The sequence below is a fragment of the Nitrospira sp. genome (assembly GCA_015709715.1).
Taxonomy (GTDB): Bacteria; Nitrospirota; Nitrospiria; order Nitrospirales; family Nitrospiraceae; genus Nitrospira_A.
This window is the reverse complement of the sequence record CP054184.1, coordinates 3,979,018-4,004,175: the sequence shown is the minus strand read 5'-3', so window position 1 is coordinate 4,004,175 and position 25,158 is coordinate 3,979,018. Positions and strand designations below refer to the sequence as shown.

Annotated in this window: 22 protein-coding genes; 11 read left to right on the top strand and 11 right to left on the bottom strand. The window is 61.2% G+C overall.

Annotated elements, in window-relative coordinates:
* Positions 1 to 9: 9 nt before the first annotated feature.
* Entirely contained in the window at positions 10 to 288 is a 279-nt protein-coding gene (locus HRU82_19055) for a hypothetical protein (GenBank protein ID QOJ36917.1), read from the bottom strand.
* A gap of 223 nt (positions 289 to 511) precedes the next feature.
* Complete coding sequence (locus HRU82_19050; GenBank protein ID QOJ36916.1) at positions 512 to 1,918, bottom strand: sigma-54-dependent Fis family transcriptional regulator; 1,407 nt, start codon at positions 1,916 to 1,918, stop codon at positions 512 to 514.
* Between the two features lie 326 nt (positions 1,919 to 2,244).
* On the opposite strand from HRU82_19050, the gene HRU82_19045 reads away from it, so the two are divergent.
* Positions 2,245 to 5,703, top strand: a complete 3,459-nt coding sequence (locus HRU82_19045) for a CHAT domain-containing protein (GenBank protein ID QOJ36915.1) — start codon at positions 2,245 to 2,247, stop codon at positions 5,701 to 5,703.
* A 29-nt stretch (positions 5,704 to 5,732) separates the two neighbouring features.
* Here the strand turns inward: HRU82_19045 and HRU82_19040 are convergent, their stop codons facing one another.
* The 4 genes from HRU82_19040 to HRU82_19025 all read right to left on the bottom strand — a co-directional run bounded on the left by HRU82_19040 (position 5,733) and on the right by HRU82_19025 (position 10,568).
* Positions 5,733 to 6,584: a dTDP-glucose pyrophosphorylase gene (locus HRU82_19040; GenBank protein QOJ36914.1), complete on the bottom strand. Its 852-nt coding sequence runs from the start codon at positions 6,582 to 6,584 to the stop codon at positions 5,733 to 5,735.
* Positions 6,585 to 6,588: 4 nt separating this feature from the next.
* Positions 6,589 to 7,806 (bottom strand): methyltransferase domain-containing protein, encoded by a 1,218-nt coding sequence (locus tag HRU82_19035; GenBank protein ID QOJ36913.1) that lies wholly within the window; start codon positions 7,804 to 7,806, stop codon positions 6,589 to 6,591.
* 24 nt (positions 7,807 to 7,830) lie between these two features.
* Positions 7,831 to 9,195: a glutamate-5-semialdehyde dehydrogenase gene (locus tag HRU82_19030; GenBank protein QOJ36912.1), complete on the bottom strand. Its 1,365-nt coding sequence runs from the start codon at positions 9,193 to 9,195 to the stop codon at positions 7,831 to 7,833.
* A gap of 359 nt (positions 9,196 to 9,554) precedes the next feature.
* Complete coding sequence (locus HRU82_19025) at positions 9,555 to 10,568, bottom strand: IS30 family transposase (protein QOJ36911.1); 1,014 nt, start codon at positions 10,566 to 10,568, stop codon at positions 9,555 to 9,557.
* 354 nt (positions 10,569 to 10,922) lie between these two features.
* On the opposite strand from HRU82_19025, the gene HRU82_19020 reads away from it, so the two are divergent.
* Both HRU82_19020 and HRU82_19015 read left to right on the top strand, forming a co-directional pair.
* A protein-coding gene (locus tag HRU82_19020) for an IS3 family transposase (protein QOJ36910.1) occupies positions 10,923 to 12,049 on the top strand; the annotation gives its coding sequence in 2 pieces (ribosomal slippage) (positions 10,923 to 11,178 and positions 11,178 to 12,049; 1,128 coding nt in all).
* A gap of 35 nt (positions 12,050 to 12,084) precedes the next feature.
* Entirely contained in the window at positions 12,085 to 12,462 is a 378-nt protein-coding gene (locus HRU82_19015) for an FRG domain-containing protein (protein QOJ37271.1), read from the top strand.
* 96 nt (positions 12,463 to 12,558) lie between these two features.
* Here HRU82_19015 and HRU82_19010 read toward each other — a convergent pair whose 3' ends face one another.
* Both HRU82_19010 and HRU82_19005 read right to left on the bottom strand, forming a co-directional pair.
* On the bottom strand, positions 12,559 to 13,077 hold the full coding sequence (locus tag HRU82_19010) for a hypothetical protein (GenBank protein ID QOJ36909.1): 519 nt from the start codon (positions 13,075 to 13,077) through the stop codon (positions 12,559 to 12,561).
* A gap of 249 nt (positions 13,078 to 13,326) precedes the next feature.
* Positions 13,327 to 14,595, bottom strand: coding sequence for an MFS transporter (locus HRU82_19005; protein QOJ36908.1), 1,269 nt, complete (start codon positions 14,593 to 14,595; stop codon positions 13,327 to 13,329).
* Positions 14,596 to 14,693: 98 nt separating this feature from the next.
* Between HRU82_19005 and HRU82_19000 the strand changes: the two genes are divergently transcribed.
* From HRU82_19000 to zwf, 5 genes are all read left to right on the top strand, one after another.
* On the top strand, positions 14,694 to 15,743 hold the full coding sequence (locus HRU82_19000) for an aminotransferase class I/II-fold pyridoxal phosphate-dependent enzyme (protein QOJ36907.1): 1,050 nt from the start codon (positions 14,694 to 14,696) through the stop codon (positions 15,741 to 15,743).
* Between the two features lie 75 nt (positions 15,744 to 15,818).
* Positions 15,819 to 16,046, top strand: a complete 228-nt coding sequence (locus HRU82_18995) for a hypothetical protein (protein ID QOJ36906.1) — start codon at positions 15,819 to 15,821, stop codon at positions 16,044 to 16,046.
* A 26-nt stretch (positions 16,047 to 16,072) separates the two neighbouring features.
* On the top strand, positions 16,073 to 16,879 hold the full coding sequence (locus HRU82_18990; GenBank protein QOJ36905.1) for a nucleotidyltransferase domain-containing protein: 807 nt from the start codon (positions 16,073 to 16,075) through the stop codon (positions 16,877 to 16,879).
* 155 nt (positions 16,880 to 17,034) lie between these two features.
* The gene (gene gnd / locus HRU82_18985; GenBank protein ID QOJ36904.1) at positions 17,035 to 17,928 is read left to right on the top strand and encodes a decarboxylating 6-phosphogluconate dehydrogenase; all 894 of its coding nucleotides are present in this window, start codon (positions 17,035 to 17,037) and stop codon (positions 17,926 to 17,928) included.
* A gap of 48 nt (positions 17,929 to 17,976) precedes the next feature.
* A complete protein-coding gene (gene zwf, locus HRU82_18980; GenBank protein ID QOJ37270.1) occupies positions 17,977 to 19,503 on the top strand; it encodes a glucose-6-phosphate dehydrogenase in 1,527 nt (508 codons plus the stop codon).
* Here the strand turns inward: zwf and HRU82_18975 are convergent.
* Both HRU82_18975 and HRU82_18970 read right to left on the bottom strand, forming a co-directional pair.
* Positions 19,500 to 19,814 (bottom strand): thioredoxin, encoded by a 315-nt coding sequence (locus HRU82_18975; protein QOJ36903.1) that lies wholly within the window; start codon positions 19,812 to 19,814, stop codon positions 19,500 to 19,502. The genes zwf and HRU82_18975 overlap by 4 nt on opposite strands.
* The gene (locus HRU82_18970) at positions 19,811 to 20,482 is read right to left on the bottom strand and encodes an SGNH/GDSL hydrolase family protein (protein QOJ36902.1); all 672 of its coding nucleotides are present in this window, start codon (positions 20,480 to 20,482) and stop codon (positions 19,811 to 19,813) included. The genes HRU82_18975 and HRU82_18970 overlap by 4 nt, the downstream gene beginning before the upstream one ends.
* A 95-nt stretch (positions 20,483 to 20,577) precedes the next feature.
* Here HRU82_18970 and HRU82_18965 point away from each other — a divergent pair, with 95 nt between their 5' ends.
* Together HRU82_18965 and HRU82_18960 are read left to right on the top strand one after the other, a co-directional pair.
* Positions 20,578 to 22,371, top strand: coding sequence for a HEAT repeat domain-containing protein (locus HRU82_18965; GenBank protein QOJ36901.1), 1,794 nt, complete (start codon positions 20,578 to 20,580; stop codon positions 22,369 to 22,371).
* A 15-nt stretch (positions 22,372 to 22,386) separates the two neighbouring features.
* Positions 22,387 to 23,976 carry an HD-GYP domain-containing protein gene (locus HRU82_18960; GenBank protein ID QOJ36900.1) on the top strand — a complete coding sequence of 530 codons (1,590 nt, stop codon included), beginning with the start codon at positions 22,387 to 22,389 and terminating at the stop codon, positions 23,974 to 23,976.
* A 29-nt stretch (positions 23,977 to 24,005) separates the two neighbouring features.
* On the opposite strand, the gene HRU82_18955 is transcribed toward HRU82_18960, so the two are convergent.
* On the bottom strand, positions 24,006 to 24,407 hold the full coding sequence (locus HRU82_18955; protein ID QOJ36899.1) for a hypothetical protein: 402 nt from the start codon (positions 24,405 to 24,407) through the stop codon (positions 24,006 to 24,008).
* A 191-nt stretch (positions 24,408 to 24,598) separates the two neighbouring features.
* Between HRU82_18955 and HRU82_18950 the strand changes: the two genes are divergently transcribed.
* Positions 24,599 to 25,156: an OmpH family outer membrane protein gene (locus HRU82_18950; protein QOJ36898.1), complete on the top strand. Its 558-nt coding sequence runs from the start codon at positions 24,599 to 24,601 to the stop codon at positions 25,154 to 25,156.
* Positions 25,157 to 25,158: the final 2 nt, after the last annotated feature.

Genomic DNA, 25,158 nt, shown 5'->3' with positions numbered 1-25,158 from the left:
TTGGATAGTTCACTTCGTTCGCTGGTCCTGTTCGAGATACGTCCGAATGGCCTCGAGGTGCGCGCGATTGAGACTGTAGAGCGGCTGGGTCGCCGTCCTGCGCTTCGTCAGCCACCCTCGCGCGACTAATTGGTCCAACGCGGCAACCGCGTCCCGCTCATCCTGCTCCCCGCGGCTGCTTTGACCGATCCACCACGTGAGCACACCCTCGTGCGTGTCCTTCGCATCCGGGTGACGGACGAGGTAATCGAGAATGCGGCGCTGGAAGTCTGCCTCGCGCGATATCATCCGGCCTCATCCTTAGGACAGCACTCCGGTGCTGCAGTTCCTCATGGGAACTGCAGCAATAGCGATGCCATGTTTCGCGGGCTGGTTTTCTCGCAGCAATCGATGTGGGCATGGGTGTGACTGCGGCGGTTCTGCCGCAGCGCGTCGCGGGAAGGCGATGTGAAACGCTGCGTGATTTCAGGATGATGACGACTGCGGCAAAAGCCCCGCAGCCGTGAGGCGGTCACAAGATCTCAGCTGATTCACCTTGGAACAACTGGCGGTCGATGCCGTACTTGCGCAGGAGCCGTTGAAAGCTGCGACGCTCCTTCCCTGCTGCCTTCGCCGCATGGGTCACGTTGCCCCGAAAGGTCGCGAGCGTTTTCACGAGATAGGCCCGCTCGACATCCATCGCCGCCGAAGTCTTGGCCGCGCGCAACGAGCCGTCCAACCGAAGGGGCTGCAGCGATTCGGCGGCAAACTCGATGTCCTTCGCCTGGAGGACAGGCCCCGTCGTCATGACCAGCGCGCGCTGCAACGTGCTCTCCAATTCGCGCACGTTGCCAGGCCAGGAGTGCGCCAGCAGTTTTTGAATGGCCGCCGGAGAAAGCCGACGGGGTTCCTTCTCCTCGGCCTTGGCATGGCGCCGTAGAAATTGGCGGGCGAGCAAGGGAATGTCTTCCGCTCGGTCCCGCAACGGCGGCACCACCAGCGCCAGGACGTTGAGCCGATGAAACAAATCCTCGCGAAAGTGCCGCTGGGCGACTGCGAGCCGCAGGTCGTGGTTGGAGGCCGCGAGGAGACGGACATTGGCTACCCGTGCGCGCGAGCATCCCAACGGCCGGTATTCGCGATACTGCACGAACCGCAGCAGCTTGGCCTGGGCATAGGGCGTGAGGGCGTCTACCTCATCCAGGAACAACGTCCCTCCCTCAGCTTCCGACACCAAGCCGTTCTGCTCGGCGGCCGCATTCGTGTAGGCCCCCTTCATGTGGCCGAACAGTTCGTTTTCGAAGAGTTGATCCGGTAACGCGGCACAATTGATGGGAATGAAGGCCTTGTCCTTCCGTGCACTGTGGTAGTGAATCGCACGGGCGAAGACCTCCTTGCCGGTGCCGGTCTCGCCCTGCAGCAAAACCGTGGCATCCACGTCGGCAAACAACGGAATCTTGTCCACCTGCGATTGGAATATTGCGCTGGCTCCCACCAAGGATTCAATCTGCACGGAGCAGGTCTCACGGACGTCGCGCCACACCGCCCCCTGGGCTTCTTTTAGAAGACGCGTAATCCGGACCGCCAATTCCCAGTCGTCGGCGGGAGTCCGAATGAAATCGCTCAGTCCCGCCGGGACGAGCGGCTCTCTCTCGGAGCGGACTCCCGTTCGATCGGTGAGCAGCCCCACAATCGGCACGTCCGGCCAACGCCGGCCTAGGCTGGCCACCTGTTCGTCGAACGGCGCCGACCGTGCTTGCCGGAGCAGCAGAAGGTGGGGCGTATCGGGCGTAGGCTGGGACGGATCGGTAAGCCGTCGCACCTGGAAGACTTCGTCTGGCCAGGCCTCTCCCAGCGTCCGCACGACGCGGCCTTCATCGATGACGGCACCACCCTCGTCGTCGGAGCCGATCAGAAAGATCTTCACGAACTCGTTCATCTCACCCCAGCCCGTCCTCGCGCAATGGAACCGATTGCAGCTTCCGCGCCCAAGCACGAATCGCGCCGTGGCACAGGGACTCGCACGTGACGGCTCCTGAACGAACCACGCTCCTGTACGTATTTCGATACAGGGGGCATCCAATGAGATACACCTAGATACACGTCGGATAGATTTTATGCAATGACCGGGTACCGCCATGCGATTCCACTCTTGCGCGATCATTCCCATTGTGGGATAAGCGCACCGAGTTGCGGGCGACACGGAGACGACAGGATCCCGTCGACTCGGTTTCGAACTCATCCACGGAGCATGAGGAGCACATCATGGCGCGGACACAAGCAGGGAAGGTCAATTGGTCGGCAACGGAGGGTTGGGAAGTTCACACCGAGGCGGGAACCAGACGCGGTCGGCGCGCCGCCGCCGGAGCGGGCGATCCTTTCGTGGCCGGTCTCACCGCTACCCATCGTTGGGAAGTCGAAGAAACCCTCACGGCCACACCCAAAGTCCGACGCGGCGAAGCCGCTGCCGCACCCCTCACTCTCGACGTCGAAGGGGGGCCCGACGACGTGTTTGTGGTGATGACGCGGTACGCTTCCGGTGCCATTCGTTTCCATGTTCCCACGGAATCACCGCGTCGCGGCGCAAGGCGTGGAGCCACGAAAGTCTACCGATTCCAGATCCCTGTGCCACCCGCACCGATCGAAGAGGCGCCGGGCCGACGCGGCATCATCAGCCGAGCCATCAAGGCCGTCGTGCTCAAAATCGCGGGCAAGGTGGTGGACTTCGCCCTGGCGAAACTGGCGCTGCTGTGGGAATCGGCCGCGTGGAAATTGAAGGGCCGCCGGGAAGGCTGGCTCTCCGTGACGGCGGATGGACTCCTGGGTGAAAAGGGCCTTCCTCCGGCGGACCTATCGACCCTCAGCACGTCCGGACGCAATCTGCTGTTGATCCACGGTACCTTTTCCAACACCCAAGCGGCTTTTCGCGGATTGGCCACGACGCCGGGCGGCAATGGAAAAACGTTCTTCGAAGAACTGCGCGAGGTCTACGAGGACCGCATCTACGGTTTCGACCACTTCACAGTCAGTCGCACGCCCGAGGACAACGTGCGCATGTTGCTGGAGGCCCTGCCGAGCCGCGCCACGACGTTCGATGTGATCACGCATTCGCGCGGCGGATTGGTGCTTCGTCATCTGGTGGAACGCCGCGACCTCTTTCCCGACCTGGCGGATCGGTTTGCCGTGGGACGCGTCGTGCTCGTGGCGAGCCCGAACGAAGGCACGCCCCTCGCCTCACCGGATCATGTCACCCATTACACGAATTGGTTGTCGAATGTGCTCGAGCTTTTCCCGGACAATCCCTTCACCACCGGCGTCGAGTTCGTGAGCGAAGCCCTCTCCTGGATCGCCCGCCGCATCGTGGGCAGTCTGCCTGGCCTGGGGTCGATGGATAACAAGGGTGAGATCATCCATGACCTGCAACGGTCACCCGGCCCGCCGACCCAGGCCTATTCGGCCCTCGTGGCGAATTTTGAACCGGAGGCGGCGATCCTGCAGCGAATCGTCGATGCGGGGGCGGACCTCTTCTTTCCCACCGCCAACGATCTGGTCGTGCCGACCGAAGGAGGTTGGCGCGTCGACGCCGGCAGCGGCGCAGCGGCGGCCATTCCAGGAGACCGGGTCGGCTGCTTCGGGCTGGGCGGCAACCTACCGCAACGACAGGCGGTGAACCACGTCAATTTCTTCAACGATCCCGGCACGGTTGATTTCTTGCTCCGAGCGCTGCGCGGACAGCCGCACCCCTGTACTCCGGTTGAGATCGACCAGAATCTGCCGTCCGGTAAACGAAGGGGTGCGGTCAAGTCGGCAGCAGTCGCCGGTGCGCCCGCCACGCTACGGCAACAACCGCCCGCGGCTGCAACCCCGGCTCCGGCTCCAACGTCGGCCCCGCCTCCCCCCGTCACCTCGCTCGCGCCGATCCGCGAGGCGGACGACATGTTTCACATCGCCTTGATCGCTCCGGAAAAGGGTGCTTCTGTCGCGCAACTGATCGCCACCTTCCGCAACGCCCGCGTCATGGAGTTCCTCCACACGGGAGGACAGGACAGCCCCGCGGCGCAGAAACGTCGCGCGGCGGCCGATTCAACTCCGACCCAGTGGGACCTCATCAAGGCCGGACAGGCGCACATTCAAGGCTACATCGACGGCGACCCCGCCTATCCGCAACTGCCGGATGAGGCCGCGCTCCAACGTATGGGCGAAGCCCTCTTCACCGCGCTGTTTCCCGGACAGGTCCGCCGCCTCTACGACGCGGCCCGTTCGGAGCAGGTCAGCCAGCGACTGAACTTGATCTTCACGTCCGACATCGGATGGATCGCCGACCAGTCCTGGGAATTCATCTATGATCCGGACCGCAGAACGTTCCTCGCGCTGGAAGAGGTGAACTTCACGCGCAACGTGCTCACGGCCATCCCCGCCGAACGCATCCCGACCCGCAAGAGCATGCGTATCCTCGTGGTGGTCGCCCAACCTCTGGGCCTCGGCAAACTCTCGGTGGAGGAAGAGGCCGACGTCATCCGGAGCGGCTTCCGCCGTCTCCTGGATGCCGGACTGGCTGAAGTGGAGCTGTTGCTCGACGCGACGCCGGAACTGCTCCATCGCCGGTTGGAATCCGCCGAGGCTCCGTTCGACGTCCTGCATTTCATCGGCCACGGCGAGTATGAGGAGGAAAACGACTGCGGCTATCTGATTTTCGAGAACCAGGACGGCGGCGAACAGCGACTGGATTCTTCCACCTTGCGACAGATCGTGTGTCGGCGAGGAATTCGCCTCGTCTGCCTGAATGCCTGTGAAACCGGGCGTGGCGGACGACAGGACTTCAGCCGCGGCGTAGCGCAGGCGTTGATCGCGGGCGGGGTTCCTGCCGTGGTGGCCAACCAATACCCCGTCCTCGATGTCTCGGCCACAGCCTTCTCACGCCACTTCTATTGGGCGCTGGCCATGGGCCACAGCATCGGTGACGCAGCCCGCGAAGCCCGTGTCTCGGTCAACTACTCGATCGCAGGTGAGGCCATCGATTGGGCCGTGCCGGTGGTCTTCGCACGCAACCCCGCGCAACAGCTCTGTGAACCGCGGACGGCGGCCGAGTATGAACGGACCCGCAGCGACCAGAAACGGCAACGCCGACGAGCGGTAGAAGACCGCACCAAGATCGGGATCTGGAATGCCCATCGTATGATTCCCCACCTGCCGGAGATCTGCGAGCGGTTGACCAAGGCCCAACGACAGTATGCGTTCGAACCCGTCTCGTTTCCGGCGCCGATCGGCACTTGGCGACGCGAGCAGGACGAAGACGAGGCCTTCGTGGTCGCGGAAACGCTGTACGAGCGATTGAAGAGCAAACCGAGGGAGTTGGGCGTCAAACACCTCGTCTGCATGATCAATTTTCCGCTCAAGGACGCGCGAACGCACCACCTCTACTATTGGCGGCGCGATCCGCTCATCGTGACCTCGACCGCTGGATTATTGGACAAGTTGAACGAGCGTGAGTTCACAGTGGAGCGGATGATGGCGCATCTGGCAGCGGCGATCGTCGCGGGCATCGAGCCTCACAAGCGGGGCGTCGGACCGGCCGATTGCCCGCTCTACTACAACTCGGAGCGGAACATTCGATCGATCGCCGGACGCCTCACCTTCTGTCCGGCTTGCCGTAAACAGTTCAAGACACCGGCGGAACGGGCTCGGCTGCAGGCCGCCATACAACTCCTGGCCGCCTATCCGTAAGCCACGCCGAAGCAGGGAGGCCAGGCCTGTCAAGGGCCGGATGACTGCAGTTGCCGTGCGGCCTTGAGCAGATCGTCCGGTGTTCCGATGTCGATGGGAGGCTCGGTTTCGAAGGGCATCGCATAGATCGAGAGCCGTTCCTTCAAGGCCGCTTGGAACACGACGCCCATGGCGAGGTCGCCGCCGAGATCGTTCGTCCGGCTCGCCAGCGTCCCAAGGTTGCGGCGTGTGTCCTCGGCGCGAAGAAAGCGGTGGAGGAACGCCGAGAATGTCGGCGTCCAGAGGGCGCAGCACCAGCCGTGCGTCAGGATCGTCGAGACCGGCTTCATCACGATGCTACGCACGCGCCCGTCGGCCTTGGCATCGACCATGTCCCAGGCCCGCGCATTCGCTACCCGATGGAGCCCCAGCACCACGTCGGCGCCGGTTCGTTCCTGGGTTTCGATCAGCCGGCGATAGACGTCATCCGGCCCGAAGAGAATGTCTGGAAAGCCGAAGGCCACCCGATTCTGCGCGACGAAGGGATAGGCCCGATCGACGGTATCAGGCGGCCCCAGGGAACCGGAAATGACCACGTAGCCCAGATCGAGATCGAACGATCGGCCGTCGCGAAAGTAACTGGGGATATCCCACTTCCCATCCTTGATCACGATGTACGCCGTCGTGATGCCGGCCGCGACGAACTTTTCCAACAGGTACTGCGCGGCGACCTTCGGACGCGGCAGGCCGGTCTGAGCATCGACGCGAAACCCGATCGGGTAGACTTCCTTGCTGCAGGGAAAGGGCTGCAGCCGCTTGGCCATCCCGGCGGCCGGCACCAGGCCCACCACGTCCGGCCAGGGCGAGGTCGAATCGTCCTTCATCTCGTTGTTTCCGCTCATCACTTCATCTCCCCGCCTCTCCCCTGAGGCTCCCGGCAATCTCGCGGTAGTAGACCTCCAACTCCGCCGCCTGACCTTCATCCACCACCACCAGTTGGCGCCGATCGAAGGTGTCCGCACAATACAGGTATGGGATGCGATCCGCCCGCCCCCACTCGACGTGCAGAGACCAGCCGTTCGCGCCGCTCCCGGTCGCCTCCTGAATAACGCCTTTGTTCGGGAGCGACTGCCACGCCGCTTGCGCGGAGGCGGTGTGGTTCTCATAGAGGGGTTCGCCCTTTTTCCGTCCGACGCGTTGCACGGTCGCAAAATCGAGGGGAACCGCTCCATCCGGTTCCGGCGACTCATCCCAAGGCAGGCCGGAGCCCAGAGCGGCGGGACCAAGCACGTAGAGCGGCCCATCGTCGGTCACTTCCTCGATCAATCGATACCGCACCGACTCCGTCGGCGCAAGCAGGTGCCAGCCGCGCGTCGCCAATGCCCGCTGAAGCGGCACGCGACGCGCCAACTGTCTGGCCTTCTCGAACAGGACCACACGCCCCTGCGGCGAGCAAGCGGCTCGGAGCCGGTCGAGTTTCACACCCAACCCGGTGCGCACCTCGAAGGCCTGCTGAACTGCCGGATCGATTGTCCGTTCGAAGGTCCGCCAGTCGCGGCTCGACAGTCCCCTTTCCTGTTCGGCCTGCAGCAATACATGGGTCGCCACCAGGCAATCGAAGCGGCCCTCAAGATCCTGCCGATCCAGATCGACACATTCGAACCGTACATTGGTCAACCCCAGTTCCTCCGCACGTTGCTGCGCGAGGGTGATCGAGGCGGGCGACCGATCGATGCCCAGTACCGAGCAATCGGGGTATTGCTTCGCGTAGAAGGTGGTCAGAATGCCGATGCCGCAGCCGACATCGAGCAACGTCGTCGCACTGCGGAGATGGCGCGCGATTCGCGCCCCGACCTGGAGGTAGTACTCGTAACGCTGACTGTAGAGCACCGGAACCGAGCGAGGCTGGGCGGTCAAGTCGTAGAAAGCGATCTCGGCTGCAGGGTCACCGCTGTGGCGTCGCTTGACGTCGATGTGTTGGTGGAAGGACGACAGTTCTTGCGGCGTGAAGACTTGCCGCTGCCACGCGAAGTAGGCTTCGTCGGATTCCACATGTCGAAGCCCCCACCAGGCGAGGTGTTCCCGCAGCGAGGCTTGACTCTCCTCGTAGGTAACGCCGGCCACAGAACCCTCTTTCCGAGGCAGAACCTACGGCCGCTTCAACATGATCGCATCTTCATAGGCCAACGGGACGGGATGCGGCTGCCGCAACTGACCGCTGCCGAAGACGACGTACTTTTCGCAGGTGAGCTGCTCAAGGCCGATGGGACCCCTCGCATGGTGCCGCGCCGCACTCAAGCCGATGTCGGCACCGAAGCCCAAACTGTCGCCCGCGTTCAACCTGGTCGAGACATTGACCAATACGGTGCCCGCATCGACTTCACGCGCGAACCGCATCGCCGACTCATAGGCCTTCGTCACGATGACGGCCGTGTGGCTCGGCCCATGCTGGGCGATATGGGTCAAGGCCTCGTCGAGACTGGGGACCATCTTCACGGCCATGGTCGGGCCCTGGAACTGTTTGTTCCAATCGTCCGGTTGCGCCGGTTTGACCGCCTTGTGGCCGGTCATGAGCATCTGACCCATCAGCGCCACCGTCTTCGGGCAGCCATGCACGTCGATCTTGAACTCGTCGAGCAGCCTGAGGATCAACGCCGAGAGCAGCGGCCTTGCAATCCCCTGATGCACCAGCAACGTGTCCAACGCGTTTGCGGCGGACGGTTGTTGCACCTTGGCGTTCACCACGATATTTTGCGCCTGCGGGATGTCGACGTCATCGTCGATGTAGACGTGGGTAATGCCGCCGTCATTGGACAGGATCGGCATGCGGGCCTGCTCCTGCACGACCTTGCGCAGCCCCGGGCCGCCGCGCGGAATAATCCCATCCAACGCCTTGCCCGACCGGATCAATTCCAGCGCCACGTCCTTTTCAGGCCGATCGATGATCGTCAGGGCTCCGGCCGGAAGCCCCGCCTCGGCAGCCGCTCGATTCAGGCAGGCTCCGATCACCTGCTGCGTCTGAGTCCAGTCGGGTGACCCACGAAACAGGCAGACGTTGCCCGACTTGAGGCAGAGCGCCACGCTTTCGATCGTTGCCAGCGGCGGCATTTCCGAAATCACGCCGATCACCCCGATCGGCACGCGCACGCGACCGACCTGCAGACCGTTCGGTTCTTCATGCCGCCCCCGGACTTCCCCCAAGGGATCCGGCAGGTCCGCGATGCGATGTAAACGGTCCACCAGCGTCTTCACGTCGTCCGCCGTCATCCGCACCCGTGCCACCGCCTCACGCACGCGTTCACGGTTGTCGTAGCCGGTCATCGTTTTCCCGATCGCTTCCACATCCTTTTCATTCGCAGCCAGGATGGATTCTTCCGCCTCGGCCAGCGCCGTCGCCATGCCCCTCAGAAGCTTGTCTCGAACCGGGCCGGACAAGAGGGCTGTAGGACGGGTCGCTTCACGAGCCGTTTTCAAAATTTTATCGAGGTAGAGCTTAACCGGAACTTCAACCATGGGCGGTACCTGCTTGGGCTGGATGGGGATAAATGGGGGTCATGGTCACTTGGACTTATCGCGGCGCGCCGGACTATACCATGCGATTTTTTTGTGAGTCAAAGCGCGTCGGCCTGAAATCTTTCCCTAAAAACGGACGAAATCACTGGAGCATCAAGCTCCGAGGCTTTCAGAAGAGTAGATCAACTTACCCCTCTCAGGGATCAAGGATACTTGCCTCAATCCGTCTTTATTGACGGACAAAGGCCAGCAGAGTATGTTGCCGTCAAGAACCCAGCGAGGGAGGAATAGTGACGGAGGAAAAGGCGAATTCTTGGGAAGACTTTGAAAGGCTTATTCTAGAAAAAGACACGGCGGTTTCAAGTTCCAAGTGCAACGGGTGAATGATGGCGCAGCTGCGCATAGACCTCCAGGGGCGTGGCAAAGTGGAGACATTTCCGTGGGCGGGTGTTCAGCCGATAGGCGATGGCGTTCAATTCCCGTTGGGTATAGCGCGACAGATCGGTGCCCTTCGGCAAATACTGACGCAGGAGTCCGTTCGTATTCTCGTTGGTTCCCCGTTGCCAGGGGCAATGGGGATCGGCAAAAAAGATACGGATCGTCAGACGCTTCGCCAACCGTTCGTGAGCGGCCATCTCTTTGCCCCGATCATAGGTCAGGGTGGAGCGCAGCGCGGCTGGCACGTGCCGAAGCTTCTTGGAGAACCCGCGATAGGCCCTCTCGGCATCGGTGCCCTCCATTTTCGCCAACAAGACCAGGCGAGTAGTCCGCTCAACCAGGGTGCCAACGGCCGATCTATTGCGAGCACCTTTGAGCAAGTCGCCTTCCCAGTGTCCGGGCACCGTCCGGGTCGCCACTTCAGCAGGGCGTGCGGCAATCGGGGTCATGTTGGGAATCTGGCCGCGGCGGTCGGCCCCCCGTGCGCGCGGCCGACGCGTCTTGCGTGCCTGACGCAGGGCCGCCAACAATTCGGTCCGCAAGGCGCCACGTGGCAGCACGTACAGGCCCGCATAGATGGTTTCGGCAGACAGCCGCTTCCTCATGTCGTCAGGATACATGCGGCGGAGGCGTCCAGCAATCTGCTCGGGCGAGCACCCTGCCGCCAGATGCCGCTGGACGTACTGCCACAACCACGGGTCGAGGAGTTTTCGAAGCCGCCGTGGGTGATGCGCTCGGATGCCTGCGTGGCGCTGCGCTGTACAGGCCCGATAGGGACAGCCGCGTGTGGTGTTCCGGGCTACCTCGCGGCTCACGGTGCTCGGGGCTCGTCCCAAGATCCGCGCCATTGTTCGGAGCGAATGGCCATGGGTCAGCCCCAGACTCAACGTCTCACGCTCTTCAGCACTCAGGTGTGTGTACGCTCTCGTGTGCATGGCAACACCGTAGCCCATTCGGGCTGGCAGTGTTGCACTTGGAGTTAGACCTCAAGCACTCTTAGAAACGAAATGCGAAAGCGGGCTTCGCCGTTGAGCGTCTCGGAACTTCTCTATCGGGGGCAAGCAGACGCGGCCTGGTGTCTAGAAACGACATTGGACAGGACAGTGTCAAACACAATTAGCCTGGGAGAGTACTACTCGATTACACAGGAGGCAAAGCCACGAATCGAAACCTTCACCGACAAAGAGTGAAAGATTCCAGAGGGGGCTCCGGAAATTCGGACAGTGTGATAAGTGGTAGCCTGGCTTCAGCAAAGCCACCGCGAGGTGGCGACACAAAGGAGCGAGGTAATGAAGAGGACGAGACGGAACCACGGAGCGACCTTTAAGGCCCAGGTGGCCTTGGCCGCAGTCAAAGGTGACAAGACGGTGGCCGAGTTGGCCGAGCAGTTCAGGGTCCATCCCACCCAGATCACCGAATGGAAGCAACAGCTGCTGGCTCGGGCGGCGGATGTGTTTGGCGGCTCAAAACCGCCGTCGGAGGCGCCGGATCTCAAGACCCTGCATGCCAAGATCGGGCAACTGACCCTCGAGAATGATTTTTTAGAAGGCGCGCTCACCAAGGCGGGCTTGCTGAGCGCAAAGCGATGAGTGATCGCACCCATCCATTACCGATCGGGCGACAATGCCAGGTGCTGCAGCTGGCCCGGTCGACCGCGTACTACCAATCGAAGCCTGTCTCCGCCGCGACGCTGGCACTCATGCGCCGGATCGACGAGCTCCATCTGCAGTATCCGTTTGCTGGCGCTCGCATGCTGCGGGATTTGTTACGGCAGGAGGGCCATGCCATTGGGAGACGACAGGTCGCGACGCTGATGCGACGGATGGGCATCGCGGCGATCTATCGGAAGCCGAGGACCAGCCAGCGGCATCCTGCCCATCGGATTTATCCCTATCTGCTGCGTCAGCTGACGATCACGCGGCCGAATCATGTGTGGGCGTCTGATATCACGTACATTCCGATGCGGCGTGGCTTCGTGTATTTATGCGCGATTCTCGATTGGGCCAGTCGCCGGGTGTTGGCGTGGCGGCTGTCCAACACGTTGACCACAGACTTCTGCGTGGAGGCGGTACGGGAGGCAGTCACCCGGTATGGCACACCCGAGATCTTCAACACGGATCAAGGCTGCCAGTTCACCAGCCAGGAATTCACCGGGTTTCTCAAAGACCAGGGTATCCAGATCAGTATGGATGGGACGGGACGGTGGCGGGACAATGTGTTTGTCGAACGGCTGTGGCGGAGCCTCAAATACGAAGAGGTCTATCTGCACGCGTACGAGACCGTCCGAGACGCCCAGGACGGGATGGTACGGTATCTGACCTTCTATAATCAGCTCAGGCCGCATCGCGCGCTTGACGGACGCACGCCCGATCGCGTGTACTGGGAGAGCGTGCCTGCACGGCCTACGGCCGCGTAGGCGTACACCGCCCGGCACCACTTAGGAACTGAAAGATTCTGTCCAAAGAAGCGGAGCCATCTCATCCCTCCCGTAGAGAATATTTTAAGTGGTTAGAGTCCGGGGAATATCCGCCTTTTAATTTCGAGGCGTACCAATATTTTGTTTACCTACGCCATCACGGTTTTCCTTCGCCGCTCCTCGACTGGACAGCATCCCCGTACGTAGCTGCATTTTTTGCCATGAATGACCCTGGAAACAAAGCTAGGAAGTTGCGATCTATGTCTTTCTGGAATTTACAGGCAAAGGGAAAAGCTCTAAGGGAAGCGAGCCTGCAATCCACGGATTGGGGCCCAACGTTAGGAGTCATCGACGTCATTTCCTTCAACAAAGCCAATATACAATATGCACAGTTAAACGTGAGAAGGAGCTGACGTACGCGAAGCATGAAGATGCGTTTGCACGCAGGGATATCGATCAGGACCGCCTTTGGAAAATTAAGATTCCCATCAATGTTTCAGCCCACTGATCTATCGCTTAAACGATTTCTTTAATGACTTCATCCATTCCTGGAATGGGTTGTCCGACTGAGCAAACGCCGTAAGGCAATACCAGCGACTTACTACCAGCAGCCCAGACAAGGTCAAGGGGAGGATCAGCGACCATGTCAACGAAATGGTGCCTAGGCAAGGAAACCATACCTTCGCCCCAGCATAGACATAGCTTGCGATCGAAAGACTCAGCGCTATAAAACCTGTTTGGTAGCGAAGCCACGTGTCCCAGGCATCTGCCTGTAATAACCATGATCCGATTGGATGAGGACTCACTTCCCCTAGTGATTGCGCCAATGCGATTTGACCGTAGTACCATGCAAGGTGGGAGCGTTGTAGATAGAAACAAAAGGCTGCAAGGAGCGCCAGGAGAATACCTACCACCACATGAGCGTCTCGCATAATAAAGAGTTGGGAAACAGGGCTCTTCTTCTCGCTAAGGACCTGTTCAACAGGCAATGTCGCCACCGCTACTGAAAAAGCCGAAAGAATACCCATAATGAACATCTCCTTGTCGAGGTATTCCAGGTATGGTTTAGGCTCAACTGCCATACAGCATAAATTCAGATGATTTCCCGCCCACTTTGAACTTCAGGGGCTTCGACAACGATTTTTTCTGACCAGGTTTATAGCAACGAGAGGCAGTCTAATCAATTGCTTATAACTAAATTCGGCGAAGAATCTCGTTTCTGATCGGCCCCAAACGCCGCTTAAGGTCGCCTCTCCATCGGTAACACCCTTGAATCCTCAAGCACAGCGACGCCGGTCCTCTTGCCGCGCCAACCAGCGGCCGAGCCAGGCCCAGAGGAGCATCAGAGGCACCAGCGTCCAGGCCATGTGGGCGGTCGTGACGTCCAGCGCCTTGAGGCCGGAGACCAGCCATCCGGTGGAGGCGTCACCGCCGCGCGACACCGCCGTGTCGATGAAATTTTTCGCCTTGTATTTTTCTTCCCGGCTCACGACGGTAAACAGCACTTCGCGAGCCGGTTTGGATAACGCATACTCCCCCACCCGTCGCAGCACGGAAAAGCTCAGGTAGAGCATGAGGGTGGGCCACAGGGCGAGGCCGAGAAACCCCAGCAGGCTCACGCCCGGCAAGAACACCAGCGCCGCCACCAAGCCATAACGGACGACCAGACGGTTGGTGACGAGGACTTGCGTGAGCCAGGTCAGGATGTTCGTCGACAAATCCACAGCGGCAAACAGCCGTGTCCTGGCTTCCGACGAATCGAACAGTTCCGACACGACACGCATCTGTTCGAAATATAGGAACGTGGCGGTCACTGTCAGAAAGGTCAGGTAGGCACAGATGCCCAAGAGATAGGGGGAACCGAACACGAGGCGGATCCCGGCGAACAGCCCTCCGCCCAACGGCGCCCCCACCGGTTCGTGGTGGGCTTGCGCACGGCGATGGCTCCATTGGTCCAACCGATGGATACATCCCATGCAGCAGAGGAGGAAACCTGCCGACGCCAGCATCAGCACCGCCACGGGGAACAGATAGGTCAACCCTGTCGTGAGAACCGGACCGAACAGGGCCCCCGTGCTCCCGCCCGCTGCAATCACCCCGAACAGTCGAGCGCCTTGTTCAGGCGTAAAGAGATCGGCCATGAAACTCCAGAAGACAGACACGACGAACAGGTTGAACACGGAGAGCCACACGAAGAAACCGCGAGCCACCCACTCCATGTGGAACCGAGCGGCCATCAGAAAATACAAGAGGACGAGGTTCAGGATGAAGAAGCTGTAGACCGTGAGCAGCAACCGGTGCCGTGAACAACGGGCGGACACCCACCCGAACAGCGGCGTCACGGCCAGGAGGGTCAGGAACGTGGCGGTCATCATCCAGGGGAGATTGCTCACACCGCCCTGGATCGCCATCTCATCCCGCACGGGGCGCAGAATGTAGTAGCCGCAGAGGAGGCAGAAGAAATAGGTGAACGACCACGCCAAGGGCCGGACTTCCTGCGGCTCCACGTGGACGAAACGGGCGAATGAACGGCGCAATCTCTCCATGCGACTCCGAGCGGGGCCCAGTCTACCAGGCCCGCCGACGCGCGGCGGAGAAAATTTTGTTACAATGCGGCCCGCTCCACCCACTGCATCACAGCACGATGTCTATACCGTCACCTGCCCCGATCGACCTGCGAAGCGACACGGTCACGAGACCTACCGCCGCCATGCGCGAGGCCATGGCTGCCGCCGCGGTCGGCGATGATGTGTATGGCGAAGATCCCACCGTCAACCGCCTCCAAGAGCGAGGCGCCGCACTGATCGGCAAACGGGCGGCCCTGTTCGTACCGTCAGGCACACTCGGAAATCAGCTCTGTCTGCGCGCGCTCGCCGAGCCGGGACGTGAAGTCATCGTCGACGCTCAGTCCCACATCGTCCGCTACGAGCAAGGCGCCGCCGGCGCATTGGCGGGCCTGCAACTCCATTGGGTGCAGGGCGCCAGGGGGTTGATGACGGCCGATCAGGTGGAGGCCGCCATCCGCCCGAAAGATCCCTACACGATTCAGAGCGCCCTCATCTGTCTTGAAAACACCCACAATGCCGGAGGCGGCACGGTCTATCCTCTCGCGACGATTCAGGCAATCCGCGCCGTCGCGAAGCACCACGGACTGCCCATGCATTTGGATGGAGCGCGCCTCTTCAATGCCGTCGTGGCTTCCGGCACGTCGGCTACGGAGTATGCACGACCATTCGATACCGTGACGTTCTGCCTATCGAAGGGCTTGGGCGCACCGGCGGGATCCTTGATCGCGACGGATGACGCATCGCTGTTGGAACGACTCCGGCGCTTCCGGCGCATGTACGGAGGCGCGATGCGCCAATCCGGTATCCTGGCGGCTGCAGGCCTCCATGCGCTGGACCACCACATCGATCGGCTCTCAGAGGACCATGCGAATGCCAAGCGGCTGGCTGTTCTCCTCCGGAAAATTCCCACGGTTTCGCTGGATCTGGATGCGGTCGTGACGAACATCCTCTTCTTCGAGGTACGGCACCCGCGCCTGACAGTGCACGAGTTCGTAGGCCTGCTCCGACAGGAAGGGGTGCTGCTGAACGCGGTCGGCAGCCGAACCTGTCGAGCCGTGACCCATCTCGACGTATCTGCCGACGCCATCGACCGCGCTGCGGACATCGTCGCACGAGTGTTGCGCTGACGGTGGCGCAGTCACATTGACAGGCCGGAAGCCCCCTCCTACAATGCCTCACAGTCGGGAGGCCGAGACCGAGGCATGACGCTTCACGCCGTTTCGTTCCAACAAATCACCCGCATCCTCGACCTGACGGACCGTTTGGGACTCGATCGCGAGTGGGTGGAGATTCCACTCTCTCCGGAACAACCCGGCCTGGTCCGCAAGTTACCGAACGGAAAGCTGGAGATCATCGTGGACGCCGAACAACCGTTCGACGATTGGCTCGCCACCCTCGAACAGCAGATTCGACATGTACAACAGCCCTGACACATACAAGACCAGACGATCCGACCATGGAACCAGAACAGACCACCATCCCGCCTCAGCCCTCGCCGGGCGCACCCTCCGCGGAGGAATTGCGCGCCGAACTCCTCGACCTGCCTGAACGACCGCAGGCCCCCCCGGCTCCCCACCCACCCAGTTACGAAGATGCATTGGCGATCGCGCTCCGCTATGTCCGCGCCAAACGCGGCGGGGACCTCGTCGGAATCATCCTCGTCGGGTCCGGCGCGAGACGGGCCGTGACGCCCCATAGCGACATCGACCTCATCGTGCTGGTGAAGGGGTCGATGGAGGGGCAGGAACTGATCCGCATTGCCGACCGGCTCGTCGACATCCGCTACGGCGAACACCAGGCCGTCATCGAGGACCTCGAACATTCCCCACGCTTGGCGCCGCTCCTGCGCAAGGGGCGAATCCTCTACGACCATGACGACATCGCAGCGAACTTGATCGAACAGGCCGCGCAGCGGTTTCGACAAGGCCCTCCCCCAGCCGGCCTCCATGAGCGGATTCGGCTCAAGACCGAATGCCTCCACTGGCTGGGCAAGGTCGAAGACTTGCGCGACAAACCGACCACGGCCCAGTACCTGTTGCAACTGTTCTTTGAGGATTGCCTGGTCGCATTCTTTCGCATCCGCGGATTCTGGCTGACAGCGCCGGTCGACACCCTGCGCTTCGTCTCGTCGCGTGATGCGGCATTCGGCGAACTGGCCGGTCTGTTCCTCAGCGCGCCGACCCTCCACGACCGTCTCCAATACGGCCGGCGGCTGGCGGACACCTTGTTTCACGATATTCCTTTGCCGCCGCGAGTGGACTGACGCGTCCACTCAGATGCCCACCGACCGGACACGCGGTTGCGTTCCGCTCCGGGCATGGTACGATCGGCGACAGACTCGGCGAGACTGTCCGTCGTTCTCGCACCCTCGCACAGCACCGGACGTCACGAACCGGCGTTCATCAGAAAGGATGACCTATGGAACTCGGATTTGTCGGGCTCGGCAAGATGGGCATGAACATGGTGACGCGTTTACAGCAGGGACGGCATCGTGTGGTGGTCTATGACCGCGCGGCCGACCTGGTCACGCAGGCAGAGAAAGTCGGTTGCATCGGCGCCACCTCGCTCCGCGACCTCGTCTCCAAACTAACTCCACCCCGCGCCATCTGGATCATGGTTCCATCCGGAGCCCCGACCGAGGAAACCGTTCAGGCCACCGGCGAGTTGCTGCAAGCGGGCGATACCATCATCGACGGCGGCAACACCAGGTTTCACGACGACCCTAGACGCGCGGCCGCGTTAACGCCGAAGGGCGTCCACTATGTCGACGTCGGCACCAGCGGAGGCATTTGGGGCCTGACGGTCGGCTACTGCCTCATGATCGGAGGAGAGGAAGCACCGGTTCGACGCCTGACACCGATCTTCGAGACCCTCGCGCCCGAACAGGGTTGGGCGCACATGGGATCACACGGCGCGGGCCATTACGTCAAAATGGTCCACAACGGCATCGAGTACAGCATGATGCAGGGCTATGCGGAAGGCTTCGAATTGATGGCCAGAAGCGACTACCGCTTGGACTTGAGCAAGATCGCCGACGTGTGGATGCACGGCAGCGTCGTGCGCTCCTGGTTGTTGGAGCTGGCGGCCGGCGCCTTGAAACAGGATCCGAAACTCGACAACCTGAAAGGTTATGTCCAGGACTCTGGGGAAGGGCGCTGGATGATTCAGGAAGCGATCGACCGCGACGTACCGGTGCCGACGCTGACTAGTGCCCTGTTCACCCGATTTCGTTCCCGTCAGGAAGAGTCGTTCGCGGAAAAAATGCTGGCGGCCCTGCGCAATGCCTTCGGCGGCCACAGCGTGAAGCGTTGAACCCTTCAACCCCAGGAACCCTACACAATGCCGTCACCCACAAGCCCGATCGAGATCAAGCCGTTGCCCGAGTCCGCTCCGCCCGTTGAAGGCTGCACGCTCATCATTTTCGGTGGATCGGGAGACTTGGCGCGGCGCCGCCTCATCCCCGCCCTGTACAATCTCCTGCTCGACGGGCTCCTGCCGAAGCAGTATGCGGTCATCGGGCTGGGCCGGAAGACGATGACGGACGACGAGTTCCGCGACCTGGCGCGCGAAGGTGTGGTGAAACATTCTCGGCAAGCCTTGGCCCCGGAAACATGGCAGGAGTTCGAGCGGCACCTGTTCTACATTCCCGGCGAAAACGAGGACGCTCAAACCTACCGCGCGCTCCGTTCTAGAGCCGAGCAAATCGAACGCACCCTGCAGTTGCCCGGTAACCGGATCTTTTACCTGAGCATCCCGCCCAGTTCCTTCGCATCGGTCTGTGAAGGGTTGGCGCAGGCCGGCTTGGCGCAGCGGTCGGCGACGAACGCCACCCCCTATGCCCGCATCATCGTCGAGAAGCCGGTCGGCCGCGATTTGGCCTCCGCGCAGGAGATCAACGAGGTGACCGGGAAGGTCTTCGACGAATCGCAAATTTTCCGGATCGACCACTACCTGGGAAAGGAGACCGTCCAAAACCTCATGGTGGTTCGGTTCGCCAACAGCATCTTCGAACCGATCTGGAACCATAAGTACATCGACCATGTACAAATCACCGTCAGCGAGGCGGAAGGTGTCGGCACTAGAGCGAGCTACTACGAAGAAGCGGGCGCCCTCAGGGACATGATTCAGAACCATTTGCTGCAGTTGCTCTGCCTCGTTGCGATGGAACCGCCCTACTCTCTGGACCCGAATGTGGTCCGCAATGCCAAGATGGAGGTGTTGCGATGCTTGCGACCCATCGTCGGCAAGGATGTCGAACAGGTGACGGTGCGCGCGCAATATGCGGAGGGAACCGCGCATGGCCAGGCGGTTCCCGGCTATCGGCGCGAGAAGGGCGTCACCCCGAACAGCACCACCGAAACCTACGTGGCGGTCAAGGCCTATGTGGAGAATTGGCGCTGGTCCGGCGTTCCCTTTTACCTCCGCACCGGGAAGGCCCTACCTAAGCGGGCCAGTGAAGTCGCGGTCCAGTTCAGAGACATTCCGCAGATTTTATTCAATGCTAATCCGACGGAACCGCAACCGGCCAACGTGTTGACTCTGCGGATTCAGCCCGATGAAGGCCTGTCGCTCCGGATCGTGTCGCGCGTGCCTGGCACACGCGCGCAGACCCATCCGGTCGAAATGGACTTTCAGTACAGCGATGTCTTCGGTCGGCCCTCGCCGGAAGCGTACGAGCGCTTGTTGCTCGACGTGATGGCGGGAGACGCCTCGCGGTTCATGCGGCGCGACGCCGTCGAGGCCTCCTGGGCCTGGGTGACGAAGATTTTGGAAGGATGGGCCCAGCAGAAGGCCCGTTGGCTGCCAGAGTACCCGGCCGGAACATGGGGGCCCGTCGAAGCCGAGCGCCTGATCCAGAACGACGGCCGCAGCTGGCGCATTCTCTAAACGAACGGCAATTGTTTCTTGATTTCGTCTGTGCGGCCCAACCCGCCGATAAACCGCACGAACTCCCCTCGCTCGAAGAGCGCCAAAGCCGGGAGGGAGCTGATCTCCAGCTCCGCGGGGATCTGAAAATTCTCCTGGACGTTCATTTTCAAGATCGTCACGGCCTCCCCCACCTCATCCTGCAACTGCTCAAGTTGCGACAGCAGGGCACGGCAGTGGCCGCATGCGGGTTGCCAGAATTCGATCAAGACCGGCCCGGCAACCTGCTCGACCTCGCGAGAGAAACTGCGGTCGGTCACGTCGCGGATCATGGGTGAGATGGCTCGTCCGGACTCAGGAACGGGATCAGACGATCCGATGAGAAGTGCTGCTCGTACAGCCGGTTGCCGAACAGGCGGTACCCGCTCGTGGAGAGATGCAGACCGTCGTTGGAATAGGGTGCAGCCAACAGAAGGGAACCTGGTTCAGCCGTCTCGGTAAAGAGATCGAACCAGGGAAGCCCCTTGGCCGTGGCGTAGTCCGCAATCAATCCGTTGAGCCGACGGCGACGTTGGATATGTTCGTCGAGCCAGGATCGCACTTCCAGCTGCCTTGCGTCCGCCTCGATGCGAATTGAGGGTACCGTGACCGGCACGGGAACAATCGAAGCCGCTCGAGCCTGTTCGTACAGCTTGATCAGGTTGCGCATGATTTCGGCTGGCTCCGCATTCCACCCCAAATCGTTCGTCCCTCCGAGAAGAATCACCACGGTGGGTCGGCGCGCCAGAACGGTCGCCCGATACCGGAGGACCATTTCACCCGTCACTTCGCCGCACACTCCGCTCACTTCCACTCGCGCACGTGACCCCAGGCGCTCCTGCAAGACCAGCCCATACGGCGTCTCCGGGGCATGCGATTGGAAGGGCTGCGGACTTTGATAACCGGCGGTGAGACTGTCACCGAAACAGACGATCACCGGCGTGGTGGATGCTGGCTGCACGGCAAGATTCTACTGAGTCACCGACGCGGAGGCAACGGCTGCAGCGAGCGGCTATTTCCTTGACGAAGGTAAAGGCCCACGGTACCACTGACCCTATGCATTCCTCGAAGACGTTCGACGCAGGAACCGACCCCGAGGTGGTCTCCGTCAAGCAGTTGCTCAAGCTGCTCGACAAATCCGCCAAATCGGCCCGGACCTACGGTGCCAAGAATCCCGTGGCAGAGCGCTTCTTCAGGCAATTCTACGATGAGCTGACCAAACACCTGGAACAGTATGGTCAGCTAGCCTTCCTCATTCAACGCAATCAACTCTTCTTCAAGGACGAGGTTGTCTACCAGCCCGAGAGCGAGGCGACGGGTGACAGCATCGCATTCAAAATGTACGCGGATGGGATCCGCGAACTGAGTTTTCATCAGGGTCTCTCGCGTGAAGACTTGTCGTTTTTTCTGGAGGCCCTCTGGGGCACCGGTTCCGGCGACGCCGCGGGCGACAAGCCGAGTGTCGAGGACGACGATGACGACATCGTGACGCGGCTCTGGGCCAAGAACCTCAGCACCATCGCACTCGTGACGGCGGAAGAATTGGTCCGTTCATCTGGTTTCGGCCCCGATGTCCTGGAACTGCAAACGCAGGGCTACATGAACCAATCCGTCACGTCATTGCGCGACATTCTGGATCGAGAACGCGCGGCAACCGCTGGAGGCGGCGACGGCGGGACCGCCCGCACAGAGTCGGACGCCAGCCAGCGCTTCCAACTTCACGTCGTCGGATACGAAGTGTCCCAGCAGGAACTTGAGGCCCTGACGAAGGAGATCGCCGCCGAAACGCGCCGGGACGGGATGGCCTACATCCTGGATGTGTTGACGGCGGTGCTGGCTTCCGAACCCTCCCATGCCTTGCTGAGCAAGCTATTCGATGTCTGGGAACAGGTACTCGATGTGCTGATCCGCAACGGGCAATGGACGGTGCTCGAAACAGTGCTGACCCTGCTTCAGGATACCGAAGCCGTACGAAAGGACCTTTCAGAGTCGCATAAGCAGCAAGTCGCCGGCCTGTTTGACGGACTCAATCGGCCTGAACGGGTGAAGGCGATCGGATTGCACCTCAACCGCAATCAGGACGCCAAGACGGAAGGACTCCTGACGCTCCTGTTGATGATGAAGAAGGAGGCGGTCCCGGCCCTGTGTTCTTTGCTGGCCGGACTGGAAGTGCCCGCGCACCAGGGGATTGTGATGGAAGCGCTCCAGGTACTCGGCCCCGAACATCCTGAATCGATCCTGCGCGGGCTAACCGACAAGCGCCCGATGTATGTGCGGAACCTCCTCACGCTTCTGGCCCGCTGGAACAACCCGCAGTTCGCAGACCAGATCGAGAAAGCTCTTCGCCATCCGGATGCGACCGTGCGGCGCGATGTGCTCCGCCTCCTGGCAAGTCTGCGGCCATCCGGCCCGGGGAACAGGTTGATCAGCCTGCTCTTGGACCAGGACGAAACCGTTCGACTGACCGCCATGAAGCTGCTCGCCACCGGACACTACCAGGCGTCCTTCCAGCACTGGTCGCCCTTCTTGACTCAGGATGGTTTTCTTGACCGATCCCCGGCGGAGAAACGTGCCATCTACCTGGCCATGAAGCAGACCGTCGGAGACGAGGCCGTTCCCTACTGGCAGGGCCTCCTCACGGAATGGTCCTGGACCAACCGCAAGAAGAAAGAAGAACTGGCGCTCTTGGCGGCGGACATGCTGGGCAAACTGGCAACGTCGGCGGCCCATGCGGCCCTGGAGCTCGGACAAAAAAAAGGCGGGGCCGCCGTGCGACAGGCCTGCGGCAACGCCCTCGCCGCCATTACTCGTCTCCAGCGCCAACACATCCCCCCGGCAGCCAACGGATAACTGCGAGGTCTCCCCGTGCACGACCATCCGCCCCCCGCCCAGCCGACCGCGGACGCCCCCCATCCGATCCTGACTCACGAACGCTCCCTCGCGAACAAAATCGCGCGAGGGTCCGAGGCCGGCGACATCCTCGACCAGCAACTGGCCATGCTCGGCATCCAGTTGGTCACACAGCTCAACGTGTTGATCAAAACCTCTCGCATCCACGGTCGCGCGAATGCCGCGCTCGACAAACCGGTCGATTCCCTCTTGACGCTGATCAAGACCTTGGCCGTGGACCGCCCCGCCGTGCTGCGGATTCAGAACGACTTCCTGTTTCTCGGAGACAGCTACCTCAAGGTGAATTCCCAGCAGATGCAGGTCTTTTCAAGCATCATTGAGGTCTTGGATCGGTGGAAGATCGGCGGCCTTTCGTTTTCCTCAGCCGTGGACTCCCGCGACTTGCGAGAATTCGCCTATCTGTTCGTCACGCTCGATCCCGAAAAACACACGGTGACCGATCTGCAAGAGGCGCTGGAACGGGCGGGGGTGACAAATATCGAACTGGAGGAGCCGCGCGTGCTCCAACTCCATCAGTCTGGCGAAGACTGCCAGGCGGGGGGATCGGGCTCGGAGGGGACCGCGGGCGCGCCAAACGGGCGGGCCATGCGGTTGACCGGCAAGGCCGCCGCGAAGGGCGGCTACGCAAAGGCCGCGATGGCGGTCGGCGAGCTGACGCAACAGGTGCGGGCCGGCGGCACTGTCAGCTTCAAGCAGGCCAAGCGCGCCATTCAGAACATCGTCGAGTTGATGATGCAGGACGCCTCGACTCTTCTGGGTCTCACTACCCTGCGCTGCCATGATCAATACACCCACAACCACTCCGTCAACGTAGCGTTGCTGGCCATGGCACTGGGAAATCGAGCCGGATACCCGAAGGTGGACCTCGCAGACCTCGGGCTGGCGGCGCTCTTTCATGACGTGGGCAAATGCGCCATCGCCTTGGAGGTGCTGAACAAACCGGGAGAGTTCACACAGGAAGAGTGGGCCATCATGCGCTCCCACCCGACCGAAGGCGTGTTCACGCTGGTCCGTTCACGAGGAATTCACAATGTCCCCGCTCGGATGGCTGCGGCATCCTTCGAGCATCACATGAACTATGATTTTTCCGGGTACCCGAAATTGGTGGGACCCTGGACTCAGTCGGTGGCCAGCCGCATCATCACGATCGCCGACTGTTACGACGCGATGACGTCGTCCCGCGTGTATCGGCGTGAACCGATGTCGCCTGCTAACGTCCTCAAGTTCATGTTTAACAAGAGCGGCCAGGCATTTGACCCGGTCCTGCTAAAACTTTTCGTGAACTGCGTCGGCATCATCCCGATCGGCAGTCTGGTCCGGCTCGATTCCGGCCCCCTGGCCGTGGTGATGCAGCCGGCTCAGGACAAGACGAATGCCGAGCGACCGATCGTCAAGGTGGTCACCAACGCGCAGGGCGATCCGATCGAGCAGGGCCCCGACCTCGACCTCACCGAGCAGGATGAGATCGGATCCTTCAAGCACAGCATTGTGCAGCTGGTCGACAACACCGAGTACCATTTCGATACCGGCCGCTACTTCCTCTGACCCACCCTCCCCAGAACCTCATCCGTTCCCTATCGCTTGCTCTCCGGCGGCGGCCAATCCATTTCCGTCTGCCTCCCGCAATAAAAACAGGCCACCCGGTATTTCGCCTTTCGGCGAGGGTTGGGCATGGAGATGAACACCACGGGGGTGTCGTCGTAAGGGCAGACCGGCTGCTGGTGCATGAGATGTTCGTCCGCCATCAACTCCAAGGACGCATTGTCCCACGGCGGCGTCGCCTGCTCGACGCCGCTGACCCTGTCCTGCCACCCGCAGCGTTCACAGTGCATCACGAAGGTCTTGACGCGGTCGCGGGTTTGCGACTGGTCGACTGTTTCCACCGGTCCGGGACAACCCTGCTGTCCGCATCGGATCGGTTCATGCTGGAGCGCTCGTACAAAGAGTCGATGAGACTCCTGTCGATCCATCGGCATCGCTTCCCTCCTTTCATCCGGACGTGAGACGACGAGGCCGTCGCCCCGGTCCTTCTGCGCTTATAACGGTGGTCCCCCACCCTGTCAAATACCCCCGTGACCTCGAGGCCCTCCTTGACACGTTCCCCCTCGATCGTTATCCTCCCAAGGCTTCCGGCAGTGATCATTTATTCGGCGAAAGGAGTTCCGAGATGGGTGTGATGCGGCATGCAACCGGCCTGCGCGCGGCGATTGTCGGCGGGATCGTAGCGGCCTCGCTGGCCTTGCCCTCGATGAGCCCGGCGGCGGAGTTCAAGATGGGGGTCATCGATCCTCAAGTGGTCCTGGAAAAAAGCAAGGCCGGCAAGCGCGCCTTGGAGGGGCTACGGGAGTATGTGGCGACGCGCCAGAAGCTGCTGTCTCGGGACGAAGAAGAATTGCGCAATACCGAAAAACAGCTCAAGGAACAGGCCTCCAAGCTGAGCGACGCGGAAAAGAAAGAGAAGGAAACCTCCTTCCGCTCAAAGATCCAGGATTACCAGAAGCGCGCCCAAGAATTTAATCAGGAATTACAAGGCAAGCAAAAGGAACTGGTGGACGAGTACATGAAAAAAATCGCGACGGCCACCCAGGCCGTCGCCGATAAGGGCGGGTACCAGTTGGTGCTGGACAAGGGAAGCGAGCAGACCGTGAAGATCGTCATTTTCAACAAGGATACGATCGACCTGACCGAGCAGGTCATCAAGGAATTCGATCGAACGAACAAGTAGCG